Origin of the sequence: Hydrocarboniphaga sp. (assembly GCF_028291725.1) — a bacterium.
GTDB lineage: Bacteria > Pseudomonadota > Gammaproteobacteria > Nevskiales > Nevskiaceae > Hydrocarboniphaga.
The window spans coordinates 1-24,048 of record NZ_JAQGNT010000009.1 but is presented as its reverse complement, the minus strand read 5'-3'; the positions used below and the strand labels follow the sequence as shown (position 1 = coordinate 24,048).

Below are 24,048 nucleotides of genomic sequence, written 5' to 3'. Positions count from 1 at the left end.
CTCCTGGGTCAGAACAGGCTCTTGGTGTAGCCGCCGTCGAGGATGAGTTTTGCACCGGCCTTTTCGGTCATGTCGGCAATTACACCGACCGCGCTTCCACCGGCGGCGGTGATTGCGGCGACGGCGGCATCGACCGGCTCCTGATTGCGGCCCGACAGCACGATGTGCGCGCCTTCCTTGGCCAACTCTTCGGCAATCGCGCGTCCGCAGCCGCGACTACCTCCGGCGACGACTGCGATTTTGCTCTTCAGGCCGAGATCCATATGTCGGTACGCTTATTGGTGCGGCACGTTAATCGCCGCCGCTGTAGGAGCGGGTCATACCCGCGACTCCGGCCTTGAACGGCACAGTCGCGGGTATGACCCGCTCCTACAGGTGCCGCTCGTGTTTGGATGCTGTTCATCGATTACGAGCCGCTAGTAGTGATAACGGCGCATCACCGCCGCGCGCCTGGCGCTAACGGTTCGCTTGCGCTGCTCCGCTGTCACGGTCGGCGTCCCCGCGGGCAGCGAGGCGCGCAGCTCGGCGAGCTTGAGCCTGCGCACTGTCGGCACGCAGACCTTGCTGGTCTTGTACCAGCGGAACTGCGCGATGCCGTGCAGCCAGTGGATCGCGTCGAGCCAGTTCGGCACGCCCGGATCGGCTACCGACAGCACCAGGCGGCAGCGGCCGTCGGCATCGACCTGCGCCTGCGCGCCGTTGAGGCAGCTCTGGTGCTGAACGTAATCGGAGGTGCCGCCCCAGACATCGCCGAGGTGGATATTCCAGTACATCGTCTGCGGGATTTCGACGTCGATGATCAGCGCCTCGTCCGCCTCGATCAGATAAGGCAACAGCAGATAAACCGCGACCGGGTTCGAGCCGCCGACCGTGTTCACCGTGCTCTGGTGAAACACATTGATGCCGGTGCGCTGCGGATTGGTGGTGATGTGCGGCTGGAAATGATCCATCACGAAATTGAACATCTGCAGGCAGCCGTCGAGGCGCTGCGCCATCTCGGCCTCGCTCAGGAAGCAGGGGCCCGCGGGCCGTTGGTCGAACAGCTCGATATGCATCTCGGCGGCGGTGGTATTGACCCAGTCGTAATGCGTGTCGCGCACCAGTACGACGTTGTTGCGTGAGCTGGGATCGAGCTTGATCCAGTTTTTGCCCGGCTGCGGCTCGGCGCTGAGGATGTACTCGAAGTTGCCCTCGGCATCCTTGACCTGGTCGGCGTCGTAGTTGCCGAGCACGCTGGGATTGTCGTTGCACCAGTGGCTGCGCATCACCTGGATGTCGAGCCACAGGCTGCTGCCGCGCTTGCCCCAGATCCGGTAAGTGCGGCTGCCGTCGATGAACGCCCAGCGGTAATGAAAGTCCGGGTTCGGCAGCGTCCAGGTGAAGATGTTCGGCTCGAAGGTGCTATGCACGTAGAACGTGGGATACGCCTGCTTGGGCGCAAAGCAGGTGGTGAAGGCCGAGGCCTGCGCGTTCATCAGGAAATAATGCGCCGCCGCGTGCGTCTCCGGCCGCCAGTGCATTTCGGTTGCGAAGATGCGCTGGCGCAATTGCTCCAGGCCCTGCAGGTAACGCCGCCAGGCCGCTTCCATCAGCGGCGAGATCGCGGCGCCCGGTGTCAGCTCGACGGCGCTCATGCCGAGGCAGTCGTCAGGCGGATGCGATCGCGATTCGCCGCGTACCATTCCAGATAGAGCTTGAATGCCTGATCGATCTGCGCCGGCGCATAGCCGTAGTCGGCCAGTGCGTGCTTGTGCTTGCCGTGACCGTGGGTTTTCTTCGCCTCATGGTCGGCATAGCGCTGCAAGCCTGCGCGTGTCGCCTCGGAGTAGGGCAGGTCGAAGTGGCGATATAGCTGCTGCATCACTTCGACCGGATGCTCGATCAGATCCTGAAAGTCGATGTCGTAGAAATGGCGATCGATCGCCGGGTCTTTGCGCGCCTCGACCATGCGCCGCGCGCCTTCGGCCTCGGCCTGCAGGAAGCTGGTCGCGACCTCGTTCGGGTCCACCTGGTCGGACCACAGCTTGCGCAGCTCGGTGATGTTGCTGGCCAGCGAGGACATCACCGCCGAGGGACTGCGGTGGGTGTAGAGCAGGATCGCGTCGGAATAGGTGGCGAGCAGATCGGGGATGAAGTGCGAGTGCTCCGGCGTCTTCAGCACCCAGCGCTCGCCGGCGTAGGCGGTCTGCAGGTTCTGCAGGAACTGCTTGTGGAAGCCATAGACGCCGCGCCAGTCGGCCTTGTTCATCGCGTAATCGGCAAAGCTCGGCGCATTGACGTAGGCGGGGAACACCATGCAGGCGAACGTGTGCTCGAAGATAAAGCCGCATTCCTCCGGCAGCCTTGAGTCAAAGGGATGCGTCGCCTGCAGGGCTTCGGAATCGAAGCCGTCGCTCTTCAGCAGCTGCTGCACTTCGGCGATGCGCGGGTCGGTCTCGTAGGTCTCGCGCTGCGGCGGCGGCACCGAGCGGTAGATCTCCCACATCCGCGGTACGCGATGCGCCGGGTCGAACGACAGCAGCGACAACAGGTTGGAGGTGCCGCTGCGCGGAAGGCCGAGGATGAAGATCGGGCGCGTGATGGTCTGCGCCGCGACTTCGGGATGCTTCGCGCGATAGTCGATGATGCGCAGCCGGTTCTTCAGCAGCCCGTCGATGCGGCTGAGCATGCGCTGCCAGCCGAGATCCGACATCCGCGCCTCGCGCTGCGCGGCGGCGATGAACAATGCGAGCCCGGTGCGAAAGTCCTGGTCGCCCCACTGGTTCAGGCCGGTCGCTTGTTCGGCAGCGGTGATCAGATCCTGGGCGCTGGCACGGCTCGGCATTGCTAGTCTCCTCGCATGATGGGGAGGGTCGCCGCGGGCGCCCGCCTATTGGTCTGCGTCGAGCATAAATAGTGCACTTAATTAATGCAACAGCGGCAACACGGCGGCTGTTACGAGCTGTTTTCGCAGATCGAGCGGTTAGCGTCTTGACTAATAGTGCACCATTACATCATTCTCGCCGCTACCAGTAGCGCGGCACATTAATTTCGACACGTCATTCCCGCGTAGGCGGGAATCCAGAGTTCGTAGATAAGGGCTCGGGACCCTGGATTCCCGCCTTCGCGGGAATGACGGTGGGTTGCGAATGTCGCGATATCACTGTGTCACCGTATTAGTTGAGCGGCCTTCTGAGCCGCCAGGCCATCGATCTCGGAGGAGATGAAGATGTCGCAGATGCAGGCCAGACCGTGGCTGTTGATCGCCGCGCTGATGTACGTGGAAACCATCGCCGCCTTCGAGACCTCGATGATCTACGGCGCGATCGGCCTGCTCTACCACCAGATCGGCGACGCGGTCCTGGTCGGCTGGATCATCACCATCTACATGCTGGTCTCGGCCTGCCTGACGCCGCTGATCGCGCGGCTCGGCGATCTCTACGGCCGGCGCATGATGCTCGCGCTGGTGCTGTTCGTGGTCACCATCGGATCGATCGTCAGCGCGCTGTCTCCGAATATTCAAGGCCTGCTGATCGGCCGCGGCCTGCAGGGTCTGGGCGGATCGATTCTGCCGTTGTGCCTGGGCCTGCTGCGCGAACATACCGAGCCTCGCCACCAGACGATGGGTTCGGGTTTCGTCGCCGCGACGGCGAGTATCGCGACCGGCGTCGGCGTACTGGTCGGCGGACTCATTGCCGACCATATGCCCTGGCATCTGATGTTCACGTTCGCTGCGATTGCCTCGACGATCGCGATCGGGGTCTCGATCGTGGCGATCCCGCGCTCGCGCGCAGCGAAGCCGCTGGGCGGCCTTGATCTGCTGGGCGGCATGCTGATGATTCCGATGATCGCCGGCTGCCTGTTTGCGATCGGGCAGATCAAGTACTGGGGCATCGGCGATCCACGGATCGCGGCGCTGATCGGTGGCGCGATGCTGATCGGCATGGTTTGGTTCTGGCACGAATGGCGCCGGCCGTATCCGCTGATCGACGTGCGCCTGCTCGGCAACCCCCAGGTGCTGCTCGCCAACCTGGTGATGATCATTTCCGCCTATGGCGTGTTCCAGGTCGGCCCGTTCATGTCGATGCTGCTGCAGCAGACGCCGGCCGCCGGCAGCGGCTTCGGGCTGTCGGCGACGCTGTCGGGCACGATCATGTTCGGCGCCCAGCTGATGGCGCTGTTCGGCGGGACCGCAACGGGTTTCGTCGCCAACCGCCGTGGCGCGCGGCGCGCGCTGCAGGCCGGCGCGCTGATCGCCGCGCTCGGCTGGGTCGGCATGGCGCTCGGCCAGGATCATCTCGGCCTGCTGGTGTCGATGCTGCTGCTGCAATCGGTCGGCTCGGTGATGATTCTCGGCGCGACGCCGCTGGTGCTGGCCGAATCGGTGCCGCTGGATCGCACCAGCGAGGCCAATGGCGTGACTGCGGTGCTGCGCCAGGCCAACTTCGCGGTCGCAACCCAGCTCTGCGCGTTTTTGCTGAGCACGCAGAGCGTGTCGGTCAACGGCTCGAATTATCCGGCGCCGTCGGCGGTCGGTCTGACGTTTGCCGTTCTGGCCAGTGCGACGGTGATCGGCTTTCTGGTATCGCTGACGCTGCCGCGCAGCGGCCGTAAGCCCACGGCATCGTCAGTGCCGATACTCAATGCGGCGGCTCGCTAAATTCGACACCGTGACGATGGCCCACCCTACATTGATCGGATCGCATGTCGTAGGTCGGCAATCCTTTGCCGACGTGCAGCTCCGATGCGCAATCGCTGCCTCACGTCGGCAAAGGATTGCCGACCTACGAACTAACAAATTCAAGCAGGAGTAGCGTCAATGGCTCAACTCGACGGCAAGGTCGTCATCGTCACCGGCGGTTCGGAAGGCATCGGTTTCGGCATCGTGCAGAAGCTCGCCTCCGATGGCGCCAAAGTAGTGTTCTGTTCGCGCAGCGCAGACAAAGGCAGCAAGGCGATGCAGCAGCTCGGCGAGGCCGGGCTTGAAGCCGATTATCTGCAGGCCGACGTCGGCGTTCGCGAACAGGCGGAGTCGGTGGTCCGCGTCGCGGCCGAGCGCTACGGCCGCATCGACGGGCTGGTCAACAACGCGCAAGCCGAATGGAAATGGGTCGCGGTCGAAGACAAGACCGAAGACGCCTACGACAAGGCGCTGTCCTCCGGTTTCCATGCCTCGCGCTGGCTGATGAATGCGGTGTTCCCGCACTACCGGCAGCAGGGCTGCGGGCGGGTGATCAACTTCGGTTCGCGGCGCGCGGTCTACGGCGCCAAGCTCAGCGCCGAATACAACTCGACCAAGGAGGCGATCCGCGGGCTGACCTTGTCCGCGGCACGTGAGTGGGGCCGCTACAACATCACCGTCAACGTGATCTGCCCGGCCTGCGAATCGGCCGCGACCATCGTCTACATGCAGAACAACCCGGAGATGGCGGCGCGCACGCTGCTGGCCATCCCGATGCGCCGCCTCGGCAAGCCGGTGGAAGATCTGGGCGCGCTGGTCGCCGGCCTGTTGACCGAGGACGCGCGCTTCATCACCGGCCAGGCCTTTTTTGCCGATGGCGGCCTTCACCTGAAGCGGCCGGAATAGGAGAAACGACATGGGACGCTTGAACCAGCGCGTGGCGATCGTCACGCAAGCCCGGTCCGGAGCCGGAGTCGGCGCCGGCATCGCGGCGCGACTGAAAAACGAAGGCGCGACCGTGATCACGGTCGATGCGATGCCGGAGTCGAAAGCCGCGGCCGAGCGCGTCGCCGCTGCCGCGCTCGCCGACTACGGGCGGATCGACATTCTGGTCAACGCGAGCGACGAGACCGCGGCGTTTGCGCCGCTGGAAAGCAAGACCGACGCGGTCGCGCCGGACGCGCAGCGCGTGCTGTGGATGATGCAGGCGGTCTATCCGGCGATGCGCGCGCAGCAGTCGGGCCGCATCGTCAACCTGGTCGCGACACTCGGCGACAGCCTGAATCGCCAGGCCGCCGATACCGTCGCCGCCAGCGAGGCGATCAAGTCGCTGACGCGCAGTGCCGCCGAGGAATGGGGCCAGTACAACATCCTGGTCAACGCGCTCGCGCCGGCCGCCGATACCGAGAACTTTCGCCGCCTGCGTCTGGCGGCGCCCGAGGCCGTGGACGCGCTGATCGCCGGCACGCCGATGCAGCGCATGGGCGACCCGGTTGATGACATCGGCGGCGCCGTGATGCTGCTGATTGGTGAGGCCGGGCGATTTCTGACTGGCCATGTGCTGTACGCCGACGGCGGCCAGCATCTGACGCCGACACCTTACGAGGCGCTGGTTCCGATGCACTGAAGTTAGCGGAGCGAGCGGGCGGCCGGCGCTTGCCGGTAAGCTCGAGCTAACGGTTTAGAGAGAACAAACCGCCGAAGCGCGGACGGAATTGATCTATCCCGATACTTGTATTTAGCTTGGCTTACTACTCAAGAGCACCCACCCGGTGCCACGCCCAGGCTAGCGAGGTGAACAAGTGAGCAATGCCCGACGCCAGTTGCTGGATCTGATCCTGGATCCCGACCAGGCCTACGACCAGCCGGCCGCCGAGATCCGCGCGCTGCAGCTCGAAGCGGCTCAGGAGCTGTTTGCGCAGCGCCGCGAGCAGATTCCGCTGGTCGCCAAGCGCGCCGAAGATGCCGGTATCAGCGCGATCCGCTCGTTCGACGATCTGGTGCCGCTGCTGTTCGCGCATACCGTCTACAAATCCTATCCGGCCTCATTCTTCGAGCAGGGCCGCTGGGACCGCATGCTGCAATGGCTCAACACACTGTCGGTCGCCGACGTCAGCGGTGTCGACGTGGCGGGCGTGCGCAACGTCGACGACTGGCTGGAGCGCCTGTGGGATGCCGGGCATGCGGTGATCGCCACCAGCGGCACCACCGGCAAGTGCTCGTTCCTGAATCACACGATGGGTGATCGCGAGATGAAGGCGCGGCATGCGCGCCATACCGTCGCCTGGCCGTTCGCGCGCGCCAGCAGCGACCGGCCGGTGTTCTGGCTCGGGCCGATCAAGGGTCGCCAGAGTTCGGTGGAAGCAGCGATCGCCAACGCGAAGAACTGGGGCAGGGCAGGTGACACCTATGCACTGTCCGATGAGCCGCTGCTGATATCCGAGTTGAGCGAGATGGCGGCGATGCGCAACAAGATGGCCAAGGGCAGCGCGACACCGGATGAGATCGCGGCGTTCGAACTGAAGAGCCTGCAAAAGAGCCAGCGCATGCGCGCCGGCCTGCTGAAGCTTACCGACCGCATTCTGGAGCGCCGCCACGAGCCGATCTTCCTGACCGGCCTGTGGTCGCAGCACATGATGATCATCGAGCGTGCCCGCGAACTCGGCGTCGGTGACGGCGAGTTCCATCCGCAAAGCGTGATCAGCGCCGGCGGCGGCATCAAGGGCGTGGCGCTGCCCGCGGATTATCAGCAGCAGGTCGAGCGCTTCTACGGCAAGGTGATCCGCTTCGCCGCCTACGGCATGACCGAAATGGCGCAGACACTGCCGCGCTGCGAGGCCGGCCGCTATCACATTGCGCCCGGCCTGATCGCACTGCCGCTGGATGCCAGCGGAGAAAAACGAGTGAAGCCGGAAGACGCCGGCGGCCAGCCGATCGAAGCGCGCTTCGCGTTTCTCGACCTGCTGTATGAAGGCCGCTGGGGCGGATTGATCACTGGCGACAAGGTGGCCATCGACTTCTCCGAGCGCTGTGCCTGCGGCCGCCACGGCCCGACCCTGCTCGACACCATCGGACGCTATACCCGGCCGGGACAGGACGACCATATCGGTTGCGCCGGCACCATCGACGCCTACATCCGCGGAGCCGTGAACGCATGAACGCCCCCATCCAAATTGCAGCGGTTCCGCTGTGCCATGTCGTCAAGGGCCAGGTCGTGGTCGGCGCCGATCATGAGTTCGGCCCGGCCCATGCGCGCTTCTCGACGCCCAGGCTGGATCTGAACGCGCTGGTCTGGCCACGCAACGAGCCGGGCCCTGCGTTCGAGACGCCGCTGGCCGAGATCATGGACGTGATGGTGGCGATGGGGCAGTGGATCGCGGCCGATCCCGAGGGCCTGATCGCACAGGCCCTGGACTACTCGATCCGCACCAGCCTGCTGCCGGCGGCGATTCTCGAGCGCTCGTATGCCGGGCTGCCGAAAATCTTCAATCGCCCGAGCATGGAGTTCCAGGTGCGTGCCGAACTCGGCGGCGCCGACGTCGTCGATGGCTGGCGCGAAATCAGCGACGCGACCAGCGGACGTCGCCACCGCATCCGCGCGTTTCCGCCGCGGCTGGTGCACGTGATCGCCGGCAATTCGCCGGGTGTGGCGGCGATGACGATCCTGCGCGGTGCGCTGATCAAGGGCGTGCATCTGATCAAGATTCCGTCGAACGACCTGTTCACCGCGACCGCGTTGTTGCGCGCGCTCGCCGCGGTTGCGCCCGGCCATCCGTTGGCGCGCTCGTTCTCGGCCGCGTACTGGCGCGGCGGCGACGAGAAGGTCGAGAGCATGCTGTTCCGGCCGCAGTTCTTCGACAAGCTCGTCGCCTGGGGCGGCGGCAGCACGATCATGAATGCGCAGAAATACATCGGCCCGGGCTTCGAGCTGGTGGCGTTCGATCCCAAGACCTCGATCTCGCTGATCGGCCGCGAGGCTTTCGAATCCGACGAAACGCTGGCGCAGGTTGCCGATCTGGCCGCCGCCGATTCGACGATGGTCGAGCAGCAGGCCTGCGTGTCGAGCCGCTTCCAGTTCGTGGAGGGCACGACCGAGCAGGTCGATCGCTATTGCGCGCTGCTGCAGCAGCGCATGGGCGTCGAGCGGCCGATGGCGACCGCGGCCGGCCGGCCGCTGCCGCAGAATCTGCGCGAGGAGATCGACGGCCTGCGCGACATGCAAGACTATTACCGGATCTGGGGCGACTATCGTGGCCAGGGCGTGGTGATCCGCTCGGAAGATCCGGTCGAATTCCATCCCGACAACCGCGTGGTCAACGTATTGCCGGTCGGCACGCTCAGCGATGGCGTGCGCCATGCCAATGTCGCGACGCAGACCGTCGGTGTCTATCCGCCGTCACGCAAGGCCGAGCTGCGCAACGCACTGGCGGCGATGGGTGTGCAGCGCATCGTCAATCTGGGCTCGGCCGGCGCGGTCGAATCCGGCTTGCCTCATGATGGCTTCATGCCGATGCATCGCTTCGTGCGCTGGGTCAACGACGAGGGTTGAGAGGCGCAGCATGAGGATCGACGCGCTGTTTGCCGCTCTGGCCGATCCGACGCGCCGCAGCCTGTTCGAAACCCTGGCGCGCGAGCCTGGATCGGTCGGCGAACTGGCGGCGCGCTTGCCGGTGACGCGCGCCGCGGTGTCGCAGCATCTGAAGCAATTGCTCGGCGCCGGCTTGGTCGAGGTGGAAGCACAGGGGCGGCGGCGCCTGTATCGCGTGCGTCGTGAAGGCCTCGATGCGCTGAGTTCCTATGCGCGCAATCCCGCCGGCATCAGAACCGATACAAGGCCCGCAAGCGTCGATGATCCCATCGCCAATGAACTGACCAAGTGGGAGGCCGAGGCGCCGCATATCGATCACGGCATTCTGGCGCTGCTGATGTACTTCACGCAGATCGGCCAGTACATGTTCACTTCCAACGAGGAAGTCGCAGCGCAGCTCGGGCTCGGTTTCAGCGACGTGACCCTGCTGGGCGCGCTGCGCCGCCTGGGGCCGCCCTACGAGAGCACGCCGACGCAGCTGTCGCGGACTTTCTGGATCACGCTGCCCGGCATGACCAAGCGGCTGTCGAAGCTCGCGGCCATGGGCCTGTTGCAACGCAAGGCCTCGCCCGACGACGGCCGCAGCGTGTTGCTGCGATTGACGCCCAAAGGCCTGGATACACTGCGCGAGCTGGTCGCCCACCATCAGCCCGCCGAGTATTACGCGCTGCAGGGCCTGGATGCCGGCGAGCGGCAGCAATTGCTCAAGCTGCTGGGACGCCTGCTGGAGCAGATCAATCGCCTGCACGGCCGACGGCCGCCGCCGTATGTGATCCGATGAGACGCATCGTTCGATGAGCGGCTCGACCATCGGCCCGATGATCCAGGTGCGCAAGGCCGGCAGTGTCGCCGTGCTGGCCATCGACCATCCGCCAGTCAACGCGACGGCACAGGCGGTGCGCCGCGATCTGCTCACCGCACTTCGGAACGCCGTGGACGATCCACTGATTGCGGCGATCGTGATCGGCGGGACGGGGCCGCACTTCAGTGCCGGCGGGGACGTGCGCGAACTCGGCGACACATCCCTGAACCAGCCGAGCCTGCTCGACGCCATCGACGTGATTCAAGCCGCGCGCAAACCGATCATCGCGGCGCTCAAAGGCGTTGCCCTGGGCGGCGGCCTGGAACTGGCGCTGGCTTGTCACTGGCGCGTCGCCGATGCCTCCGTGAAGCTGGGTCTGCCCGAAGTCACGCTCGGTGTGATCCCGGGCGCCGGTGGAACGCAGCGGCTGCCGCGGCTGGTCGGCGCGGCGCTGGCACTGGAGTGGATCACCTCCGGACGTCAGGTCGGCGCGACCGAGGCGCGAGACGCGGGCCTGGTCGATCGGCTGGTGGCGGATGACGCCGAATCGGCGGCGGTCGAATTTGCCGGCCACGCCGTCGCCAAGCAACTCGCACTGATCAGCGTGATGGATCGGCGCGACCGGATCGGCCCGATCGATGCAGCCTGGTTCGAAGACTTCCGGAATCGGCATCGCGAGCAGTGGAGCGGACAGCTGGCCCCTTGGCTGGCGATCGACGCGGTCGAGGCGGGCTGCCTCGGCGACAACGGCCGGCACATCGAACGACGTGGCTACGTCGCTTGTCAGCACAGCCCGCAGCGAGCGGCTCTGGGCTATCTGTTCACGGCGCGTAGAGCCGCAAAGAAAACCGGTTTCGCGACCCGGGCCGGCCTGTTGAGCCAAAGGCTGAAAGAAGCTCTGCAACAGGTGCTTGCGCAACTCAGCCCTGACGACGCCTGCCTGAGCCGACTCGGATGGACGTTGCATCCACCGACACAACAACTTGGCAAGCCGGTGACGCCCGAAACGGATTCATGCGAGACGACCGAGCGCCATGTTCTGGCGGCGCTGCACCGAGCGGGAACGATGCTGCTGAACGAAGGTGCTGCGATTTCCGCCGCAGAAATCGATCTGGTGGCGGTGGATCAGCTCGGGTTTCCGGCGCATCGCGGCGGGCCGATGTGGGCCGGCCGTTGACGGGCGGCTACGCCAAGCGCAGCACGGGTCATCTGACCTACGGCGAAAAAATCACGTTAGCAGGCCTTACCAAAATATCGATTCATGCGTGGGGGCTTGCTTTCTTCGCGGAATTAATTATGATGTTCATCATATGGCAAGAACCACCGCCAGTTCCAAGGAAGCAACGCACGAGCGCATCGTCGATGCCGCGGCCCGCGCCATCCGGCGCAGCGGCTATGACGGCACCAGCGTGGCCGACATCATGAAGGAGGTCGGCCTTACGCATGGCGGCTTCTATGCCCACTTTCCATCGCGTGAGGCGATGCTGGCCGAGGCGGCGGACCGTGCCGGCGCCGACGCCGTGGCCGCTTCAGCGCGCGTCGCTGCGGCAGCCCCGCCGGATCAGGCCTTGCAGCGGATGATGCGGGCCTACCTCTCCAAAGAGCACGTTAACTCCGCGGAAAATGGCTGCCCAGTTGTCGCCCTGGGTTCGGAGATGCCGCGCCAGGCGCCCGAGGTGCGGCGCGCCGCCACGCTCCGCATCAAGGAGATGATCGACGTCGTGACGCGCCACTTGCCCAATTGGGGGCAGGCCGGAGCGCACGAACAGGCGCTCGTTCTCGTGTCCGCAATGGTCGGCACTTTGGTACTGGCACGCGCGGTAGACGACCCCAAGCTTTCCGATGCCCTGTTGGCGTCGACCTTGAAGCACTTCAACTCCACTGGCACCTGAGCGCAGTCATGTCCGCGCCTGCTTTTCGCACGAATAGAAATATGATGTTCATCATAAATTTACCCCTCTATCCAACAACCCCGTGTACCGCCACTGACAGGAAGGCATTCCCATGACCCCCAAGAAATCCATCGCGCTCGTGACGGGCGCTTCATCCGGCATCGGCAAGGCGACGGCAGAGCGGCTCTCCGCAGCGGGCTACAAGGTGTATGGCACCAGCCGGCGCGGTGCGCAACAAGGTCCACAATCGTTTGAGATGTTGCCTCTCGACGTGACCAGCGACGAATCGGTTGCCGCAGCCGTCAACGAGTTGCTGCGGCTGGAAGGCCGCATCGATCTGCTGGTGAACAACGCCGGCTTCGGCGTCGCCCCAGCCGGCGCAGAAGAAAGCTCGATTGCGCAGGCACGGACGATCTTCGAAACCAACTTCTTCGGCATTGTCCGGATGACTCGCGCCGTTGTCCCGCACATGCGACAGCAGGGCAGTGGTCGCATCATCAACATCGGTTCGGTGCTGGGCTTATTGCCCATGCCGTACGGCGCGCTGTACTCCGCCACCAAACATGCCGTCGAAGGCTATTCGGAGTCGCTCGACCACGAGCTGCGGACCCGAGGCATCCGGGTCTCCGTCATCGAGCCGGCCTTCACAAAGACGGCATTCGACGCGAACCTGATGGAGCCTGACGCCAAGCTCGATGAATACCGCGAGAACCGCGCCGCCATGAGCCAGTTGATGCAAGGCGCCATCACAAAGGGCGACGCACCCAGTGTCGTCGCGGATGTGGTTCTGCAGGCGGCCAACGCGGCGCACCCTAAGCTGCGATATACCGCCGGCGGCCTCGCTGGCCGGCTGCGGTTTCTGCGCCGGTTTGCGCCGGCCGCTCTGCTCGACGCCGGCATTCGAAAAGATTTCCAGCTCGACACGCTGACAGCATCGCCGGTTCGGTCTTCGGCGGCCGCCAAGTAGCTCGATCACGACCACGAGTTGCCCCCAATGAACAACATGCACGCGAATCCGCCAAGGACCGTCCCCGGCTTCTGGACGAGGCTGGCGCTCGCCGTCGAAGCGGTGGGTGAGTCCGATGCAGAGCGGCTGGAAAAGCGAATCAGGCGACTTGAAGCCGAAGTGGAGCGCCTTTCAACCGTTCAGGAAAAGCTTGCGAAAGCCTGAGACCTGGCGGCGCCAAGTCGCGCGCTGCCCTCACCCTTAAGAGTATCGACCATGGCCGATTCGACTTCACGGCGCGCACGGTTACCTGGTCAGCCAGTTTCTGTCGCCGCATCACAACCGGCGCAACGATCAATGGGGTGGCAGCCCGGAAAAGCGGCGGCGCTTCGTGCTCGCTGTTTACACCGAAATCCGCAGGCAGGTGGGTCGCGACTTCCCGGTTGGCATCAAGCTCAATTCATCCGACTATCAAGACGGGTATCTCGATGATCGACCGCATGAGTGTCATGGAAATCTTCTGGTACACGCTACAGCTTCGCCGGATAGCCAGCGGTGGCAATCCGCGCCCCGATGAGAGCGGACTGTGGGCATTCCTCAAATCGGTGATGAAGAGCGGCTGGGGCACCGTCCGGACAGGGCGCCTGCGTGCAAAAGCCTAGATCAATCCTGAGTCGTGTCTGCTGAGCTAGCATTTCGGTTCGCCGAGATCAAAGAGGCTCTCGCGTATCTCGATCAAGGCCGTGCCAAGGGCAAAGTGCTTGTCCAGGTGAAAGAAGATGCCGCATCAAACGTAGCAGCGCCGCCGCTACACGCGCTCGCCGCTGAGTTTCGCAGTGCCGAAGATGCCCATCTTCACCTTGCCGACCAGCTTGTCGCCCTGGATCTGCACGTCGTACTTGAGCGTGATCGACATCGGCTTGGTGACCTTGAGATCCCACTTGAGGTTGTTGCCATTGATGGTGCCGGTGAAGCTTGCCTCGTCCATGTTGAAGTAGAACGAGCCGCTGACGACGTTGCCGCTGGTGGCCAGCTTGCCGGTGAAGGCCTGCGGTCCCATCGGCGTGGACAGGATGAACTTCCATAGGCCGTCGATGCCGGCCGTTTCCACCACCGGTACCGGTGTGAGCGCGGATGAAGGCTCGTGCACGACGGCCTCGGCGACCGACATCGGCTTTTCGCTTGGCGCGTCGGCGGGTGTGGACGCCTTGGGCTGAGTCGGCGCCGGCCTCGCCATCGAGCGACCTTCGATCACCTCCAGCAGTTTGTGCGGCGTTAGCGGCAGCTGCAGCGGAATGTCGCCGAACGGCGAGAGCGCATCGGCAATGGCGTTGACCAGCGTCGGCGGGCCGATAATGCAGCCGCCTTCGCCCACGCCCCTGAAGCCGCCCTCGGCCTTGGAAGGCGCCGAGGCGCCGTGGTGGTACTCGAAATCGGGCACGTCCGAGATCGACGGCAGCAGGTAGTCCTTGTACGTGACCGCGGTGGGATTGCCGCGTGGGTCGTAGGAGATTTCTTCCATCAGCACGCAGCCGATCGCCTGGGCCAGGCCGCCCGCGATCTGCCCCTCGACCACGGCGGGATTGATCATCACGCCGCAGTCTTCGCTGGTGACCCAGCGCCGGATCTTGACGAAGCCGGTATCGCCATCGACTTCGACGATGCAGGCATGCGCCGCGCTGGTCATCGTGATCGGAGGCGGACGGTAGCGGTATTGCACTTCCAGCCCGGCGTCCATGCCCTCGGGCAGACGATCCGGTTCGCCATAGGCGATGTCGGCGAGATCGCGCAGGCTCACGGTCTGCTCTTTTTCCCCGAAGACATGGATGACGCTGTCGCGCAGAAAGATTTCTTCGGGCTTTGCATTGAGCAGGTGCGCGGCCATGAGCTTGATCTTGTCGACCAGCAGATCGGCCGCGCGGATGCAGGCGCCGCCACCGGCCACGGCCTGGCGGCTGCCGTAGGCGCCGGAACCGTAGCCGCCGCGCGAGCTGTCGTCCTCGTGCACGGTGACGTCTTCGAACAGCACGCCGAGGCGCTCGGCGATCACCTGCGCCATCGTGGTCTGCGTGCCGTGGCCCTGCGAGTGCGTGGAGACCACCGCGCTGACTTTACCGGTAGGCTCGATGCGGATGTGCGCCGACTCGCTGATCAGCACCGCGATGCCGGTGCTGCCGGCGGTGGGCTCGATGTAGGTGGCGACGCCCAGGCCCAGATAGCGGCCCTGCTTGCGTGCTTCTGCCTGCTCCACGCGGAACGCGGCGACGTCGACGTGACGCAGCAATTCGTCGAGACATTCGGCCGGGCTGATGTCTTCGAGTTGCAGTCCCATCGGTGTGGTGCAGGGCTGGTCGGCCCTGGTGATCAAGCTGCGGCGCCGCAGCTCGATCGCGTCGATGCCCAGCTTGCGCGCGGCGCGGTCGAGCAGCACTTCGCGCGCCAGCGATTCCAGCGCCCAGGGGCCGCGATAGGCGGCGAGGCCGACCGTATTGGTGTACCAGCCGCGAGCATGGAAGCCGAACACCGGCAGCTTGTGCGCGGCCCACAGGAACATCATCACCGCGATGTTGCTGTCCGCGCCTTGCGGATAGGCGCCGTTGTTGATGCCGTAGTCGGCGTGCGAGGCGAGCAGGGTGCCGTCGTTGTCGAAAGCGACGCGCAGCCTGATTTCCTGCTCGCGCGCCTGGTTGGCGGACGTCAGATTCTCGAGCCGATCCTCGATCCACTTCAGCGGACGCTTCAGCAGCTGGGCTGCGAGCACCACCGCGACTTCCTCGCGCCAGGGCTGGCCCTTGAGGCCGAAGGAGCCGCCAACGTCCTTGGAGATCACGCGGATCGAAGTCGCCGGCATGCCGAAGGCCTGCGCGAACCAGCGCGCCGCGAGCTGCGGGCCCTGGCATGAAAGGTAGACCGTCAACTCGCCCGAGCCCTGCGGTGCGGCGACCACGCCGCGCGGTTCCATCGGCGACTGCGCGATGCGCTGGTGCGTCAGATCGATGCTCACCAGATGCGGCGCGTGTGCCAGCAGCGCTTCGAGATCCTCGTCGACTTCGTCGGAGCCGGTGGCGGCCGCGACGTTGGAGTCCGTGCGCGGATGCACCAGCGACCCGTGCTTGGCGTCGGCCAGCGTGACCACCGGGTCCTGTTCTTCGTATTCGATGACGATCAGGCCGGCTGCGTCTTCGGCGATGTAGCGATCCTGCGCGACGACCATCGCGATCGGGTCGCCGACGTAGGTCACGCGGTCGACCGCCAGCACCGGTACCGGCACGGTCGGCAGCGCCAGGAAGAAGCTCAGCATGTCGACCTTGTAGCGAGCCAGGTCGGACGCGATCAGCACCGCATAGACGCCGGGGATTTCGCGAGCCGCGGAGAGGTCGATCGTCTTGATGCGGCCGCGCGCGATCGGGCTGCGGTGAAAGGCCACCTGCAGCATGCCGGGCAGGCCGACATCGTCGACGTAGACACCCTTGCCGGTCAGCAGGCGCGTGTCTTCGGTGCGCGCCATGCGTCGGCCGATATAACCCTCGGTCTGCGTGTGCGGCGCGTTCACGCGGCATCTCCGGCGAGCTTCAGCGCCGCGCGCCGGATGCCCTGGTAGCCGGTGCAGCGGCAGATGTGGCCGGACAATGCATTGAGCAGCGTTTCGCTGTTCGCCTTGTTCGGTCCGCCGGTCAGCGCGGCGAGCGTCATGACGATGCCGGGCGTGCAGAAACCGCATTGCAAGCCGTGCTCGTCGCGCATCGTCTGCTGTACCGGATGCAGCGTGCCGTCATCGGCGGCGAGTCCTTCCACCGTGGTGATGGCCGCGCCGTCGGCCTGCACGGCCAGCATCAGGCAGGAGCGCACGGCCAAGCCATCGACGATCACAGTGCAGGCGCCGCAGACACCATGCTCGCAGCCGACGTGCACGCCGGTATAGCCGGCGTCACCGCGCAGGAAATCGCTGAGCACCAGCCGACCTTCCACCGTCGCATCGTGACGCCGGCCGTTGATGGTGAGCTGGATGGGGTGCGTGCTCATAAAGGTTTCCCGCTCATGTAGGTCGGCAATCCTTTGCCGACGTGAGACCCCGATTGCGCATCGCAGCGCGCACGTCGGCAAAGGATTGCCGACCTACGGGCCATTGCGATTCAGCCTTTCGCCCAGCGTGCGCGCGAAAATGCGCCGCCCGACCGTGCGCCGGTATTCGGCCGTGGCGTGCAGATCGTCGAAGGGCGCGGTATCCGCAACGGCCAGCTCGGCAAGGCCGGCCAGATCCAGATCGGCGATCGGCTGCCCGAGCAGCGCCGCTTCCACTTGGCGCGCTCTGATCGGCGTCGGGCCCATGCCGAACCAGGCGATGCCGGCGCGCGCAATGCAACCGTCCTTCACCGTGACGGCGCCGGTCAGGCCGACCAGCGCGAAGTCGCCCGGACGCTGTGCCACTTCGCGAAACAGCGAGATCGAGTCGTCCGGCCAGTCGGGAAAGTGGATCGCCGTGATCATTTCTTCCGGCTCCAGGGCAGTGGCATACGGGCCGAGATATAGATCCGTCGCTGCGATGCGGCGGCTGCCGCGCGTCGAGCGCACTTCCACCGAGGCACCAAGCGCAACCGCGGTCGCCGGCAGTTCGGCGGCCGGCTCACCCAGTGCGATCGAGCCGCCGATGGTGCCGCGATTGCGCGTCTGGTGATGGCCGACATGCTGAGCCGCGGTGACCAGCACCGGCAGCTCCCGCGCCAGCGTCGGATCGGCGATCACTTCGTTCTGGCGCATCATCGGGCCGATGCGCGTGCCGCCGTCGACGCGCGTCGCGCCCTTGAGCGCTTTGATCCGGTTGATGTCGATCAGGATGAAGGGCTGGCTCATGCGCAGTGCCAGCAGCGGCATTAGCGTCTGGCCGCCGGCGAGCAGCGTGGCGCCGCCGCCGGCCTCGGCGAGCTGCGCGCAGGCTTCTTCTATCGTCGACGGAACCAGGTAATCGAACGGCGCCGGTTTCACCGCTTGGCCTCGTCGAGCAGGCGCGCGAGCAGCGAGGCATCGAGCGTTACCAGTGGCGCCGCCGCGCGCCGGCCGAACTCGAAGCCGGCTGCGGCGACGATGACGACCAGGAAGCCGATCGCAAGGCCCATCCATTCGGAGTCGCCGCCGCCCTTGGCATGACCGACCAGGTAGCCGACCAGCGCGGCGACGACCAGGGTCAGCATCCAGGTGACCGGTGTGCCGCGCGAGGCGGGTGCGGCATAAGAAGGGCCTGCGGCGACCGCTGCGCCTGCGGCAGTCTGGGCTGCGGCCGCCTGCGCGGGCTTGCCGACGATGGAGCCGAACTGCTGGAAGAAGCGGTTCGCCATCTGCTTGGCGGTGGCGTCCATGATCGCGCCACCAAGCTGTGCCAGGCGGCCGCCGATCTGCGCGTCGACTTCGTAAGCGAGCAGGGTGGCGCCGTTGTCCTCAGTGAGCCGCACCTTGGCGATGCTCTTGACGAAACCGACCGTGCCACCCTGGGCTTCGATGGTCAGCGTGTAACTGTTCAGCGGATCGATGTCCGACAGCGTCACGGTACCGTTGAAGCGCGCGCCGATCGGGCCGATCTTGATTTCGGCCGCAGCGCGCATGCGCTCCTCGGATTCCTTGGTCACCGTCTGGCAGCCGGGAATGCAACGCTTGAGGACGTCCGGATCGTAGAGCCCGTCCCAGACCTGTTGCCGGGTTGCCGAAATCCGCTGCTGTCCTGTCATCTGCATGGAATGAGTCTCTTTAGACCGAACGTGTAGGTTGGGGTGAGCGCAGTGAACCCCGACAGGTATCCGCACCGATGTTGGGGTTCGCTGCGCTCACCCCAACCTACTCAGTGTCTGAGCTTGTAGGCGACGACCGAATCGCCCAGGGTCGAGCCATACATGCTATGCCCACCCGCCGCGATCACGACGTACTGTGTTCCAGCCGCCTCGTAAGTCACCGGAACCGCCGTGCCGGCCGCGGGCAAATCGGTTTTCCACAGCAGCTTGCCGGTTTTGAGATCGAAGGCTCGCATCGAATCGTCCAAGGTGTAGCCGATGAATACCAGGCCACCGGCCGTGACCAGCGGGCCGCCAGCGCCGGGCGTACCCAGGTCCAGATCCATGTCCCATGGCGGCTTCACCGGCAGCAGTTTCTCGATGCTGCCCAGCGGCACTTCCCAGACGATCTTTTTAGTCGCGAGATTCACCGCCGTCAGTGCGGCCCATGGCGGCCTGGAGCAGGGCGAGCCGAGCGGCGAGAGCAGCGGCTGGATCTGGTACACGAACGGCGAGCCGGCGGCGGCGAAGTTCATCGGCCCGCCCATCTCGATCTTCTGCGCCTTGTCGATCTTGATGTCTGCGACCGGAATCAGCTTGACGATGGTCGGCACGCGATTCGACGGCACCACCATGATGCCCGTGGCCGGATCGTAGGCGCCGCCACCCCAGTTGGGGCCGCCGCCAACCGAGGGCGAAAACACCGTGCCCTTGAGACTCGGCGCTGAGAAGATCGGGCCGTAATTCAGGTCCTCGACCTTGCGGCTGCAAAGCCACTTGTCGATGAAGGTGAAGCCCCAGGCGTCGTCGGGCGAAAAGCTCTGTGGCGCCAGCGTCGGCATGCCTTCGGGGAAAGGCTGGGTCGGCGACAGGTGTTCGCCAGCGACCGCCTGCTGCGGAACCGGCCGTTCGCGGATCGGGATCAGGGGCTCGCCGGTGGCGCGGTTGAAGGCGAAGATCAGGCCGGTTTTGTTGTTCTGCACCAGCGCCGGCACCGTCGTGCCATCGGGCTTGGGCCAGTCGATCAGCAGCGGCTCGGAGGGCGTGTCGTAGTCGAACACGTTGTGGTGCACGAATTGGAAGTGCCAGGCCACCTGGCCGGTCGAGCCCTTGAGCGCGACGATCGACGAGGAGTAGCGGTTGTCGCCGGCGCGGTCGCCGCCGAAGAAATCGCCGGACGGGCTGGTGGTCGGCAGATACACCAGGTCCAGCGCCTGGTCGACGGCCATGTTGGCCCAGACGTTACCGGCGCCGAAGCCTTCGGCCGTACCGCGGGCCCAGGTCTTGGCGGCCGGGTCGGCCGGGTCGCGCGGCAGCGGATCGAACTGCCACAGCGGCTTGCCGCTGCGCGCATCGAAGGCCAGCACACGGCCGCTCGGCGCGTCGACGCGCTGGTTGTCGGCTACTGCCGACCCCACGACGACCACGCCGTTGACCACCGCGGGTTTGGAGCCGGCCACGACCTCGCCAGGGAACAGCTGTGGCTTGCTCGCCTGCATCTGCACCTGGCCGTTGTCACCGAAGGCTTCACAGCGCTTGCCGTCACGCGCATCGAAGGACATCAGCCGGTAGTCGGCGGTGCCCAGGAAGATGCGTGACTTGCAGTGCGCGCCGTCCGCCGCCAGGTCGTCCACCCAGTGGGTGATGCCGCGGCATTTCTGCGTGCCGACTTTCGGATCCTTGGGATCGAACACCCAGCGCTGCTTGCCGGTCTGCGGGTCCAGTGCGATGACGCGCCGGGACGTGGTGCAGATCACCAGGTTGCCTTCGATCAGGCTAGGCTGGTCTTCGAAAGCGATCAGCGCGTTCTGGGTGTCCTTCGGCGGCACTTCGCCGGTGTGGAATTCCCAGGCGCGTTCGAGCTTCGCCACATTGCCGGCGTTGATCTGCGACAGCGGCGAGTATTTGATGCCGAGCTGGTGGACGTCCGGGTCTGCGGCCGAAGCCGACGGAGCGCCACCCATCAGAGCCAACAATGTTGTACAGCGAAGCAGCTTGACGACCAGGTCGACGCTCACGAGTAATCCCCTCCAAAAATCTATGTCATAGTTATGACACTAATATCGCGGGCAATGACGGTGTTCGTCAAGACTTGTGATGCCTCCAGGGAACCCATGAGCCGTTCATTACAGAAGCCCGTACTGGTCGCAGGAGCGAGCGGCTTCGTCGGTAGCCATACGACCAGACTCCTGGTGAAGCAGGGACGCAAGGTGAGGGTCCTGCTGCGCAAAACCAGCAATACCGAAGCCTTGAAAGGCCTCGATGTAGAGATCGTTCTGGGCGACGTTCTAGACCCGGCCTCGCTGCGCGCAGCGATGCAGGGCTGTGGTAGCGTTTTCTATAGCGTGGTCGATCCCCGGTTCTGGCTGACTGATGTCACGCCGATCTATCGCAACAACGTCGAGGGCTTGGTCAATGCGATGGATGCCGCGCTGGAGACCGGTATCGAACGGTTCATCTTTACCAGCAGCATGGGCACACTCGGCTTCAACCCCAACGGACCGGTTACCGAAGAGATCGAGTTCAATTGGCGTGATCGCGCATCGCCTTACATCCTGGCGCGCCTCGAAGCAGAGACCCGCTTCCTGAATTATTGTCGCGAAAAAGGCCTGCCCGGCGTTGCGCTGTGTGTGGCCAATACCTATGGCCCCGAGGATTACCAGCCGACGCCGCACGGAAAAATGCTGTCGGACATAGCAGCAGGCAGGATGCGGTTCACCCTGGATGCGGCGGCGCCGACCGTCGACATACGTGACGCGGCGCAAGCAGCCCTGCTGGCTGAAATACATGGCAGAGCGGGCGAGCGCTACATCATCGCCAACGAGTACATACACAACCGCGAGTTCTGCGCGATGGCAGCGGCCCAGGGTGGTCATCCGCCACTCAAGCTGATCCCGCTACCGGTGGCCGCGGCCTTGGCGTGGATCGTCGAGCGCATCTTCAAACTGCTGGGGCGCAAGGACTACCTGGTCAGCACCGACGCGGTATTTCTGTCGAATGCATTCAGGGAAATGGACAACGGCAAAGCGCGCCGGGAACTGCATTGGAACCCGCGTCCGATCACCGAGACGATCCGGGACGCCGCCGCGTGGTTCGCGCAGAGGCAGATCATCCGTAAGCGGCGATATTGCTTATGGCTACGGTTGTCAGCCCCCAATTGAATCCGTTACAGGACTGGCTGCATTAACAACGAGTTAGCTGCTGGCAATTACGCAATTGAAACCGTTACAAACAGAGGTGGGTATTGACGCCTAGTGTCGGATTATCCCAGATGAACCCGTTACAAGATTGAATATATGAAGGTTTTCTGAATATGTTTCGTCGCGCCGCTTTCTTAACTGCGTCACCTGCCGGATTACCACCCTCAAGATACATGTCTAGCGCGCCGGTATGAACTAAGCCAGGCCGGCCATCCCTGCCATATGAAAGCCCGCCCAGCAGTTCTCTCTAGCACCGACAGGACCTGAAGGCGCGCCGGCTCATGCGCATACCTAGCGCGCGAAAGACGGTGGACCTCGGAGGTGAAACGCTCATGTTCGTCTTTGCTCTCACACATCCGGTCTAGTGCTAGGGCGGTCTTCGGCAATCGATGCAGACCGGCGGCGTAGTTTCCGCCCTGAACGTGTATGCGGGTAAGGATCGAGTAAGCAGTCAAGCGAAAACGAGATAGCCGGAGTCGCTGCCGCTCGACTTCGATTTCCACCCGAGCCGCGAGCACGTCATCGAGGGGCAACATCGAGCTGGTGCTTCTCGTAAGTGCCTTGCGAATTTGACGGAGCCACTCACCATCATGCTTATTTATCCATCGAAGCGTAGATTTCTGCACGAGCTTGACTGATTGTGGGCCCAACCTCAGCCATTCCCGACCAATCGGCTCGAAGAACAGCCGTCTCGCAGTGGCCTTGGGGCTTACTACTGGATGGTCCTCCGATTCTAGAGCAACGCAGGCCTTCCAATCGGAAATCGCACAGGCGATTTGCTGCATGCTGACTAGTTCGGATACATCGCTCCACCAACTTATGGCCAAGTGTTCTCGCTCGAGGGGACGCTCAACAAGCCCGAGTAAATCCGCGATCATCAGCGCTGCTGGGGTATGGATTTCCACATCCCGGAGGCTGGACCTCTGTAGGACCTCATGCACCCCCAGGTGCTCCATGAGGGGGGATTGAACCGACGAGGAGTTCGAGGACGCCCTCGCACTGACGGACCGGCTGCTGCTCGTCGAGGACTTGGCGGCTGGCCTTCCCGAAGGAGGCGAGAAGGAGTTTAAGTCGCCGAAGATCCAGCGGGCGTATGCCGCCGTCCGGATGTTGCGGAGCTACTACCCGGCTCTGGTGAGCGCAGATCGTGATCCGATGCAGTTGCTGATCGGGCAGGTCCGATACGCGGTCCACACCCTGTTGTTCGAAGAAGCGAATCCGCTACAGAAGCGCTGGGCACTCTTTGCCGCGTCGGCTGCGGCAGCACAGTTCCGGCGGAAGATCCCGGCTTCCGTCGGGCTTCGCATTGATTGGCTGCTGACAATGGCGGCCGGTGATGCACGGGTCGGCCTGACCTGGCTTCCGGGGCGCAAGAATGTCGGGCGGATTCTCGAGGAGAGTCTCGACGCGCTCCGGGCGTCAAGCGTGACCTCCGTGATCTGCCTGCTGGCACGCGACGAGTTTGCGCGGTATGGAGTGGAAGGATTGCTTGACGCCTATCGCGCTCGTGGCATTGATGTTCTACACACTCCCACGCTCGATGGCAGATCGCCGAGCGCCACCGAACTTCACGAGTCCGTCGCATGTATCCGGGAGCGCTTTGAGCAGAAGCGTAACGTGGTCATACATTGCGTCGGCGGCATCGGGCGCGCTGGCACGGTGGCTTCGTGCTGGCTCAAGAGTCGCGGCTTCACGACCGATAACGCGATCGCCAAGGTACGGGAGATCTGATTACCTCGCGCCGTCGAGACTCGGGTCCAGGAAGAGGCAATTGCCGCGTTCCATGAGTGAAAGACCGGACAGAAGGGTGACGGAGCAATGAAGTACGAGAAGCCTTTCCTGATTCAGGCGTCCCTAAAAAGAGATAGGGTCGAGAGCTATGATCGGTATCCGTTCTCGATTCCGGCCGTCCGTGCACTTGATCGGCTGACGTTCCATCGCGATGTGACATTCCTCGTCGGCGAGAACGGCTCGGGGAAATCCACGCTGATCGAGGCCCTTGCGCTGGCTCTAGGGTTCGGCGCCCAGGGAGGGACAAAGAACGTCCAACTGGAATCCGCCGGCGACATCTCACCGCTGCACGAGTACCTTGCTCTCGTCAGAGGGCCTGCCCAGCCACGCGACGGCTACTTCCTCCGCGCAGAAAGTTTCTACAACGTCGCGACCTACATGGACGAAGTGGGCTACCTCGGCGAGTACGG

General features: G+C 64.4%; 21 protein-coding genes and 1 pseudogene. 14 read left to right on the top strand and 8 right to left on the bottom strand.

Going from position 1 to position 24,048, the window contains the following annotated elements; translation table 11 throughout:
* Positions 1–8: 8 nt before the first annotated feature.
* From JWQ90_RS02340 to JWQ90_RS02330, 3 genes are all read right to left on the bottom strand, one after another.
* The gene (locus JWQ90_RS02340; RefSeq protein ID WP_299688765.1) at positions 9–263 is read right to left on the bottom strand and encodes an SDR family NAD(P)-dependent oxidoreductase; all 255 of its coding nucleotides are present in this window, start codon (positions 261–263) and stop codon (positions 9–11) included.
* Positions 264–416: 153 nt separating this feature from the next.
* On the bottom strand, positions 417–1,634 hold the full coding sequence (locus JWQ90_RS02335; protein ID WP_299688762.1) for a hypothetical protein: 1,218 nt from the start codon (positions 1,632–1,634) through the stop codon (positions 417–419).
* Positions 1,631–2,824 (bottom strand): sulfotransferase, encoded by a 1,194-nt coding sequence (locus tag JWQ90_RS02330; protein ID WP_299688759.1) that lies wholly within the window; start codon positions 2,822–2,824, stop codon positions 1,631–1,633. The genes JWQ90_RS02335 and JWQ90_RS02330 overlap by 4 nt, the downstream gene beginning before the upstream one ends.
* 384 nt (positions 2,825–3,208) lie before the next feature.
* On the opposite strand from JWQ90_RS02330, the gene JWQ90_RS02325 reads away from it, so the two are divergent.
* From JWQ90_RS02325 to JWQ90_RS29080, 11 genes and pseudogenes are all read left to right on the top strand, one after another.
* Complete coding sequence (locus JWQ90_RS02325) at positions 3,209–4,639, top strand: MFS transporter (RefSeq protein WP_299688756.1); 1,431 nt, start codon at positions 3,209–3,211, stop codon at positions 4,637–4,639.
* A gap of 159 nt (positions 4,640–4,798) precedes the next feature.
* Positions 4,799–5,566: an SDR family NAD(P)-dependent oxidoreductase gene (locus JWQ90_RS02320; RefSeq protein ID WP_299688753.1), complete on the top strand. Its 768-nt coding sequence runs from the start codon at positions 4,799–4,801 to the stop codon at positions 5,564–5,566.
* Positions 5,567–5,576: 10 nt separating this feature from the next.
* Positions 5,577–6,287: an SDR family oxidoreductase gene (locus tag JWQ90_RS02315; protein ID WP_299688750.1), complete on the top strand. Its 711-nt coding sequence runs from the start codon at positions 5,577–5,579 to the stop codon at positions 6,285–6,287.
* 175 nt (positions 6,288–6,462) lie between these two features.
* Complete coding sequence (locus JWQ90_RS02310; RefSeq protein WP_299688747.1) at positions 6,463–7,818, top strand: hypothetical protein; 1,356 nt, start codon at positions 6,463–6,465, stop codon at positions 7,816–7,818.
* A complete protein-coding gene (locus tag JWQ90_RS02305; RefSeq protein WP_299688743.1) occupies positions 7,815–9,209 on the top strand; it encodes an acyl-CoA reductase in 1,395 nt (464 codons plus the stop codon). Before JWQ90_RS02310 ends, JWQ90_RS02305 begins: the two co-directional genes overlap by 4 nt.
* A 10-nt stretch (positions 9,210–9,219) precedes the next feature.
* Positions 9,220–10,029, top strand: coding sequence for a metalloregulator ArsR/SmtB family transcription factor (locus tag JWQ90_RS02300; protein WP_299688740.1), 810 nt, complete (start codon positions 9,220–9,222; stop codon positions 10,027–10,029).
* 13 nt (positions 10,030–10,042) lie between these two features.
* Positions 10,043–11,227: an enoyl-CoA hydratase/isomerase family protein gene (locus tag JWQ90_RS02295; protein ID WP_299688737.1), complete on the top strand. Its 1,185-nt coding sequence runs from the start codon at positions 10,043–10,045 to the stop codon at positions 11,225–11,227.
* Between the two features lie 133 nt (positions 11,228–11,360).
* Complete coding sequence (locus JWQ90_RS02290; RefSeq protein WP_299688734.1) at positions 11,361–11,942, top strand: TetR/AcrR family transcriptional regulator; 582 nt, start codon at positions 11,361–11,363, stop codon at positions 11,940–11,942.
* A gap of 112 nt (positions 11,943–12,054) precedes the next feature.
* Positions 12,055–12,909: an oxidoreductase gene (locus JWQ90_RS02285; RefSeq protein WP_299688731.1), complete on the top strand. Its 855-nt coding sequence runs from the start codon at positions 12,055–12,057 to the stop codon at positions 12,907–12,909.
* Between the two features lie 27 nt (positions 12,910–12,936).
* A complete protein-coding gene (locus JWQ90_RS02280) occupies positions 12,937–13,113 on the top strand; it encodes a hypothetical protein (RefSeq protein ID WP_299688728.1) in 177 nt (58 codons plus the stop codon).
* Positions 13,114–13,177: 64 nt separating this feature from the next.
* Positions 13,178–13,550: pseudogene (locus JWQ90_RS29080) on the top strand (hypothetical protein); the annotation flags it as partial.
* A 146-nt stretch (positions 13,551–13,696) separates the two neighbouring features.
* Here the strand turns inward: JWQ90_RS29080 and JWQ90_RS02265 are convergent.
* From JWQ90_RS02265 to JWQ90_RS02245, 5 genes are all read right to left on the bottom strand, one after another.
* Positions 13,697–16,441, bottom strand: a complete 2,745-nt coding sequence (locus tag JWQ90_RS02265; RefSeq protein WP_299688722.1) for a xanthine dehydrogenase family protein molybdopterin-binding subunit — start codon at positions 16,439–16,441, stop codon at positions 13,697–13,699.
* Positions 16,438–16,911 carry a (2Fe-2S)-binding protein gene (locus tag JWQ90_RS02260; protein WP_299688719.1) on the bottom strand — a complete coding sequence of 158 codons (474 nt, stop codon included), beginning with the start codon at positions 16,909–16,911 and terminating at the stop codon, positions 16,438–16,440. The genes JWQ90_RS02265 and JWQ90_RS02260 overlap by 4 nt, the downstream gene beginning before the upstream one ends.
* Positions 16,912–17,004: 93 nt before the next feature.
* On the bottom strand, positions 17,005–17,871 hold the full coding sequence (locus JWQ90_RS02255) for a xanthine dehydrogenase family protein subunit M (protein ID WP_299688716.1): 867 nt from the start codon (positions 17,869–17,871) through the stop codon (positions 17,005–17,007).
* Entirely contained in the window at positions 17,868–18,614 is a 747-nt protein-coding gene (locus JWQ90_RS02250) for a carbon monoxide dehydrogenase subunit G (protein ID WP_299688713.1), read from the bottom strand. The genes JWQ90_RS02255 and JWQ90_RS02250 overlap by 4 nt, the downstream gene beginning before the upstream one ends.
* 104 nt (positions 18,615–18,718) lie before the next feature.
* The gene (locus JWQ90_RS02245) at positions 18,719–20,665 is read right to left on the bottom strand and encodes a pyrroloquinoline quinone-dependent dehydrogenase (RefSeq protein WP_299688710.1); all 1,947 of its coding nucleotides are present in this window, start codon (positions 20,663–20,665) and stop codon (positions 18,719–18,721) included.
* Between the two features lie 96 nt (positions 20,666–20,761).
* On the opposite strand from JWQ90_RS02245, the gene JWQ90_RS02240 reads away from it, so the two are divergent.
* The 3 genes from JWQ90_RS02240 to JWQ90_RS02230 form a co-directional block, all read left to right on the top strand.
* Positions 20,762–21,808, top strand: coding sequence for an NAD-dependent epimerase/dehydratase family protein (locus tag JWQ90_RS02240; RefSeq protein ID WP_299688707.1), 1,047 nt, complete (start codon positions 20,762–20,764; stop codon positions 21,806–21,808).
* Between the two features lie 1,194 nt (positions 21,809–23,002).
* Positions 23,003–23,578, top strand: coding sequence for a dual specificity protein phosphatase family protein (locus JWQ90_RS02235; protein ID WP_299688704.1), 576 nt, complete (start codon positions 23,003–23,005; stop codon positions 23,576–23,578).
* Between the two features lie 87 nt (positions 23,579–23,665).
* Positions 23,666–24,048 (top strand): AAA family ATPase (locus JWQ90_RS02230; RefSeq protein WP_299688701.1); only part of this gene is annotated, 383 nt, incomplete at its 3' end.

Bases quoted from the DNA above. Each gene is read 5' to 3' on its own strand.
- JWQ90_RS02340 (WP_299688765.1), bottom strand. From the start codon at position 263: ATGGATCTCGGCCTGAAGAGCAAAATCGCAGTCGTCGCCGGAGGTAGT.
- JWQ90_RS02335 (WP_299688762.1), bottom strand. From the start codon at position 1,634: ATGAGCGCCGTCGAGCTGACACCGGGCGCCGCGATCTCGCCGCTGATG.
- JWQ90_RS02330 (WP_299688759.1), bottom strand. From the start codon at position 2,824: ATGCCGAGCCGTGCCAGCGCCCAGGATCTGATCACCGCTGCCGAACAA.
- JWQ90_RS02325 (WP_299688756.1), top strand. From the start codon at position 3,209: ATGTCGCAGATGCAGGCCAGACCGTGGCTGTTGATCGCCGCGCTGATG.
- JWQ90_RS02320 (WP_299688753.1), top strand. From the start codon at position 4,799: ATGGCTCAACTCGACGGCAAGGTCGTCATCGTCACCGGCGGTTCGGAA.
- JWQ90_RS02315 (WP_299688750.1), top strand. From the start codon at position 5,577: ATGGGACGCTTGAACCAGCGCGTGGCGATCGTCACGCAAGCCCGGTCC.
- JWQ90_RS02305 (WP_299688743.1), top strand. From the start codon at position 7,815: ATGAACGCCCCCATCCAAATTGCAGCGGTTCCGCTGTGCCATGTCGTC.
- JWQ90_RS02300 (WP_299688740.1), top strand. From the start codon at position 9,220: ATGAGGATCGACGCGCTGTTTGCCGCTCTGGCCGATCCGACGCGCCGC.
- JWQ90_RS02295 (WP_299688737.1), top strand. From the start codon at position 10,043: ATGAGCGGCTCGACCATCGGCCCGATGATCCAGGTGCGCAAGGCCGGC.
- JWQ90_RS02290 (WP_299688734.1), top strand. From the start codon at position 11,361: ATGGCAAGAACCACCGCCAGTTCCAAGGAAGCAACGCACGAGCGCATC.
- JWQ90_RS02285 (WP_299688731.1), top strand. From the start codon at position 12,055: ATGACCCCCAAGAAATCCATCGCGCTCGTGACGGGCGCTTCATCCGGC.
- JWQ90_RS02280 (WP_299688728.1), top strand. From the start codon at position 12,937: ATGAACAACATGCACGCGAATCCGCCAAGGACCGTCCCCGGCTTCTGG.
- JWQ90_RS02260 (WP_299688719.1), bottom strand. From the start codon at position 16,911: ATGAGCACGCACCCCATCCAGCTCACCATCAACGGCCGGCGTCACGAT.
- JWQ90_RS02250 (WP_299688713.1), bottom strand. From the start codon at position 18,614: ATGCAGATGACAGGACAGCAGCGGATTTCGGCAACCCGGCAACAGGTC.
- JWQ90_RS02240 (WP_299688707.1), top strand. From the start codon at position 20,762: ATGAGCCGTTCATTACAGAAGCCCGTACTGGTCGCAGGAGCGAGCGGC.
- JWQ90_RS02235 (WP_299688704.1), top strand. From the start codon at position 23,003: ATGCAGTTGCTGATCGGGCAGGTCCGATACGCGGTCCACACCCTGTTG.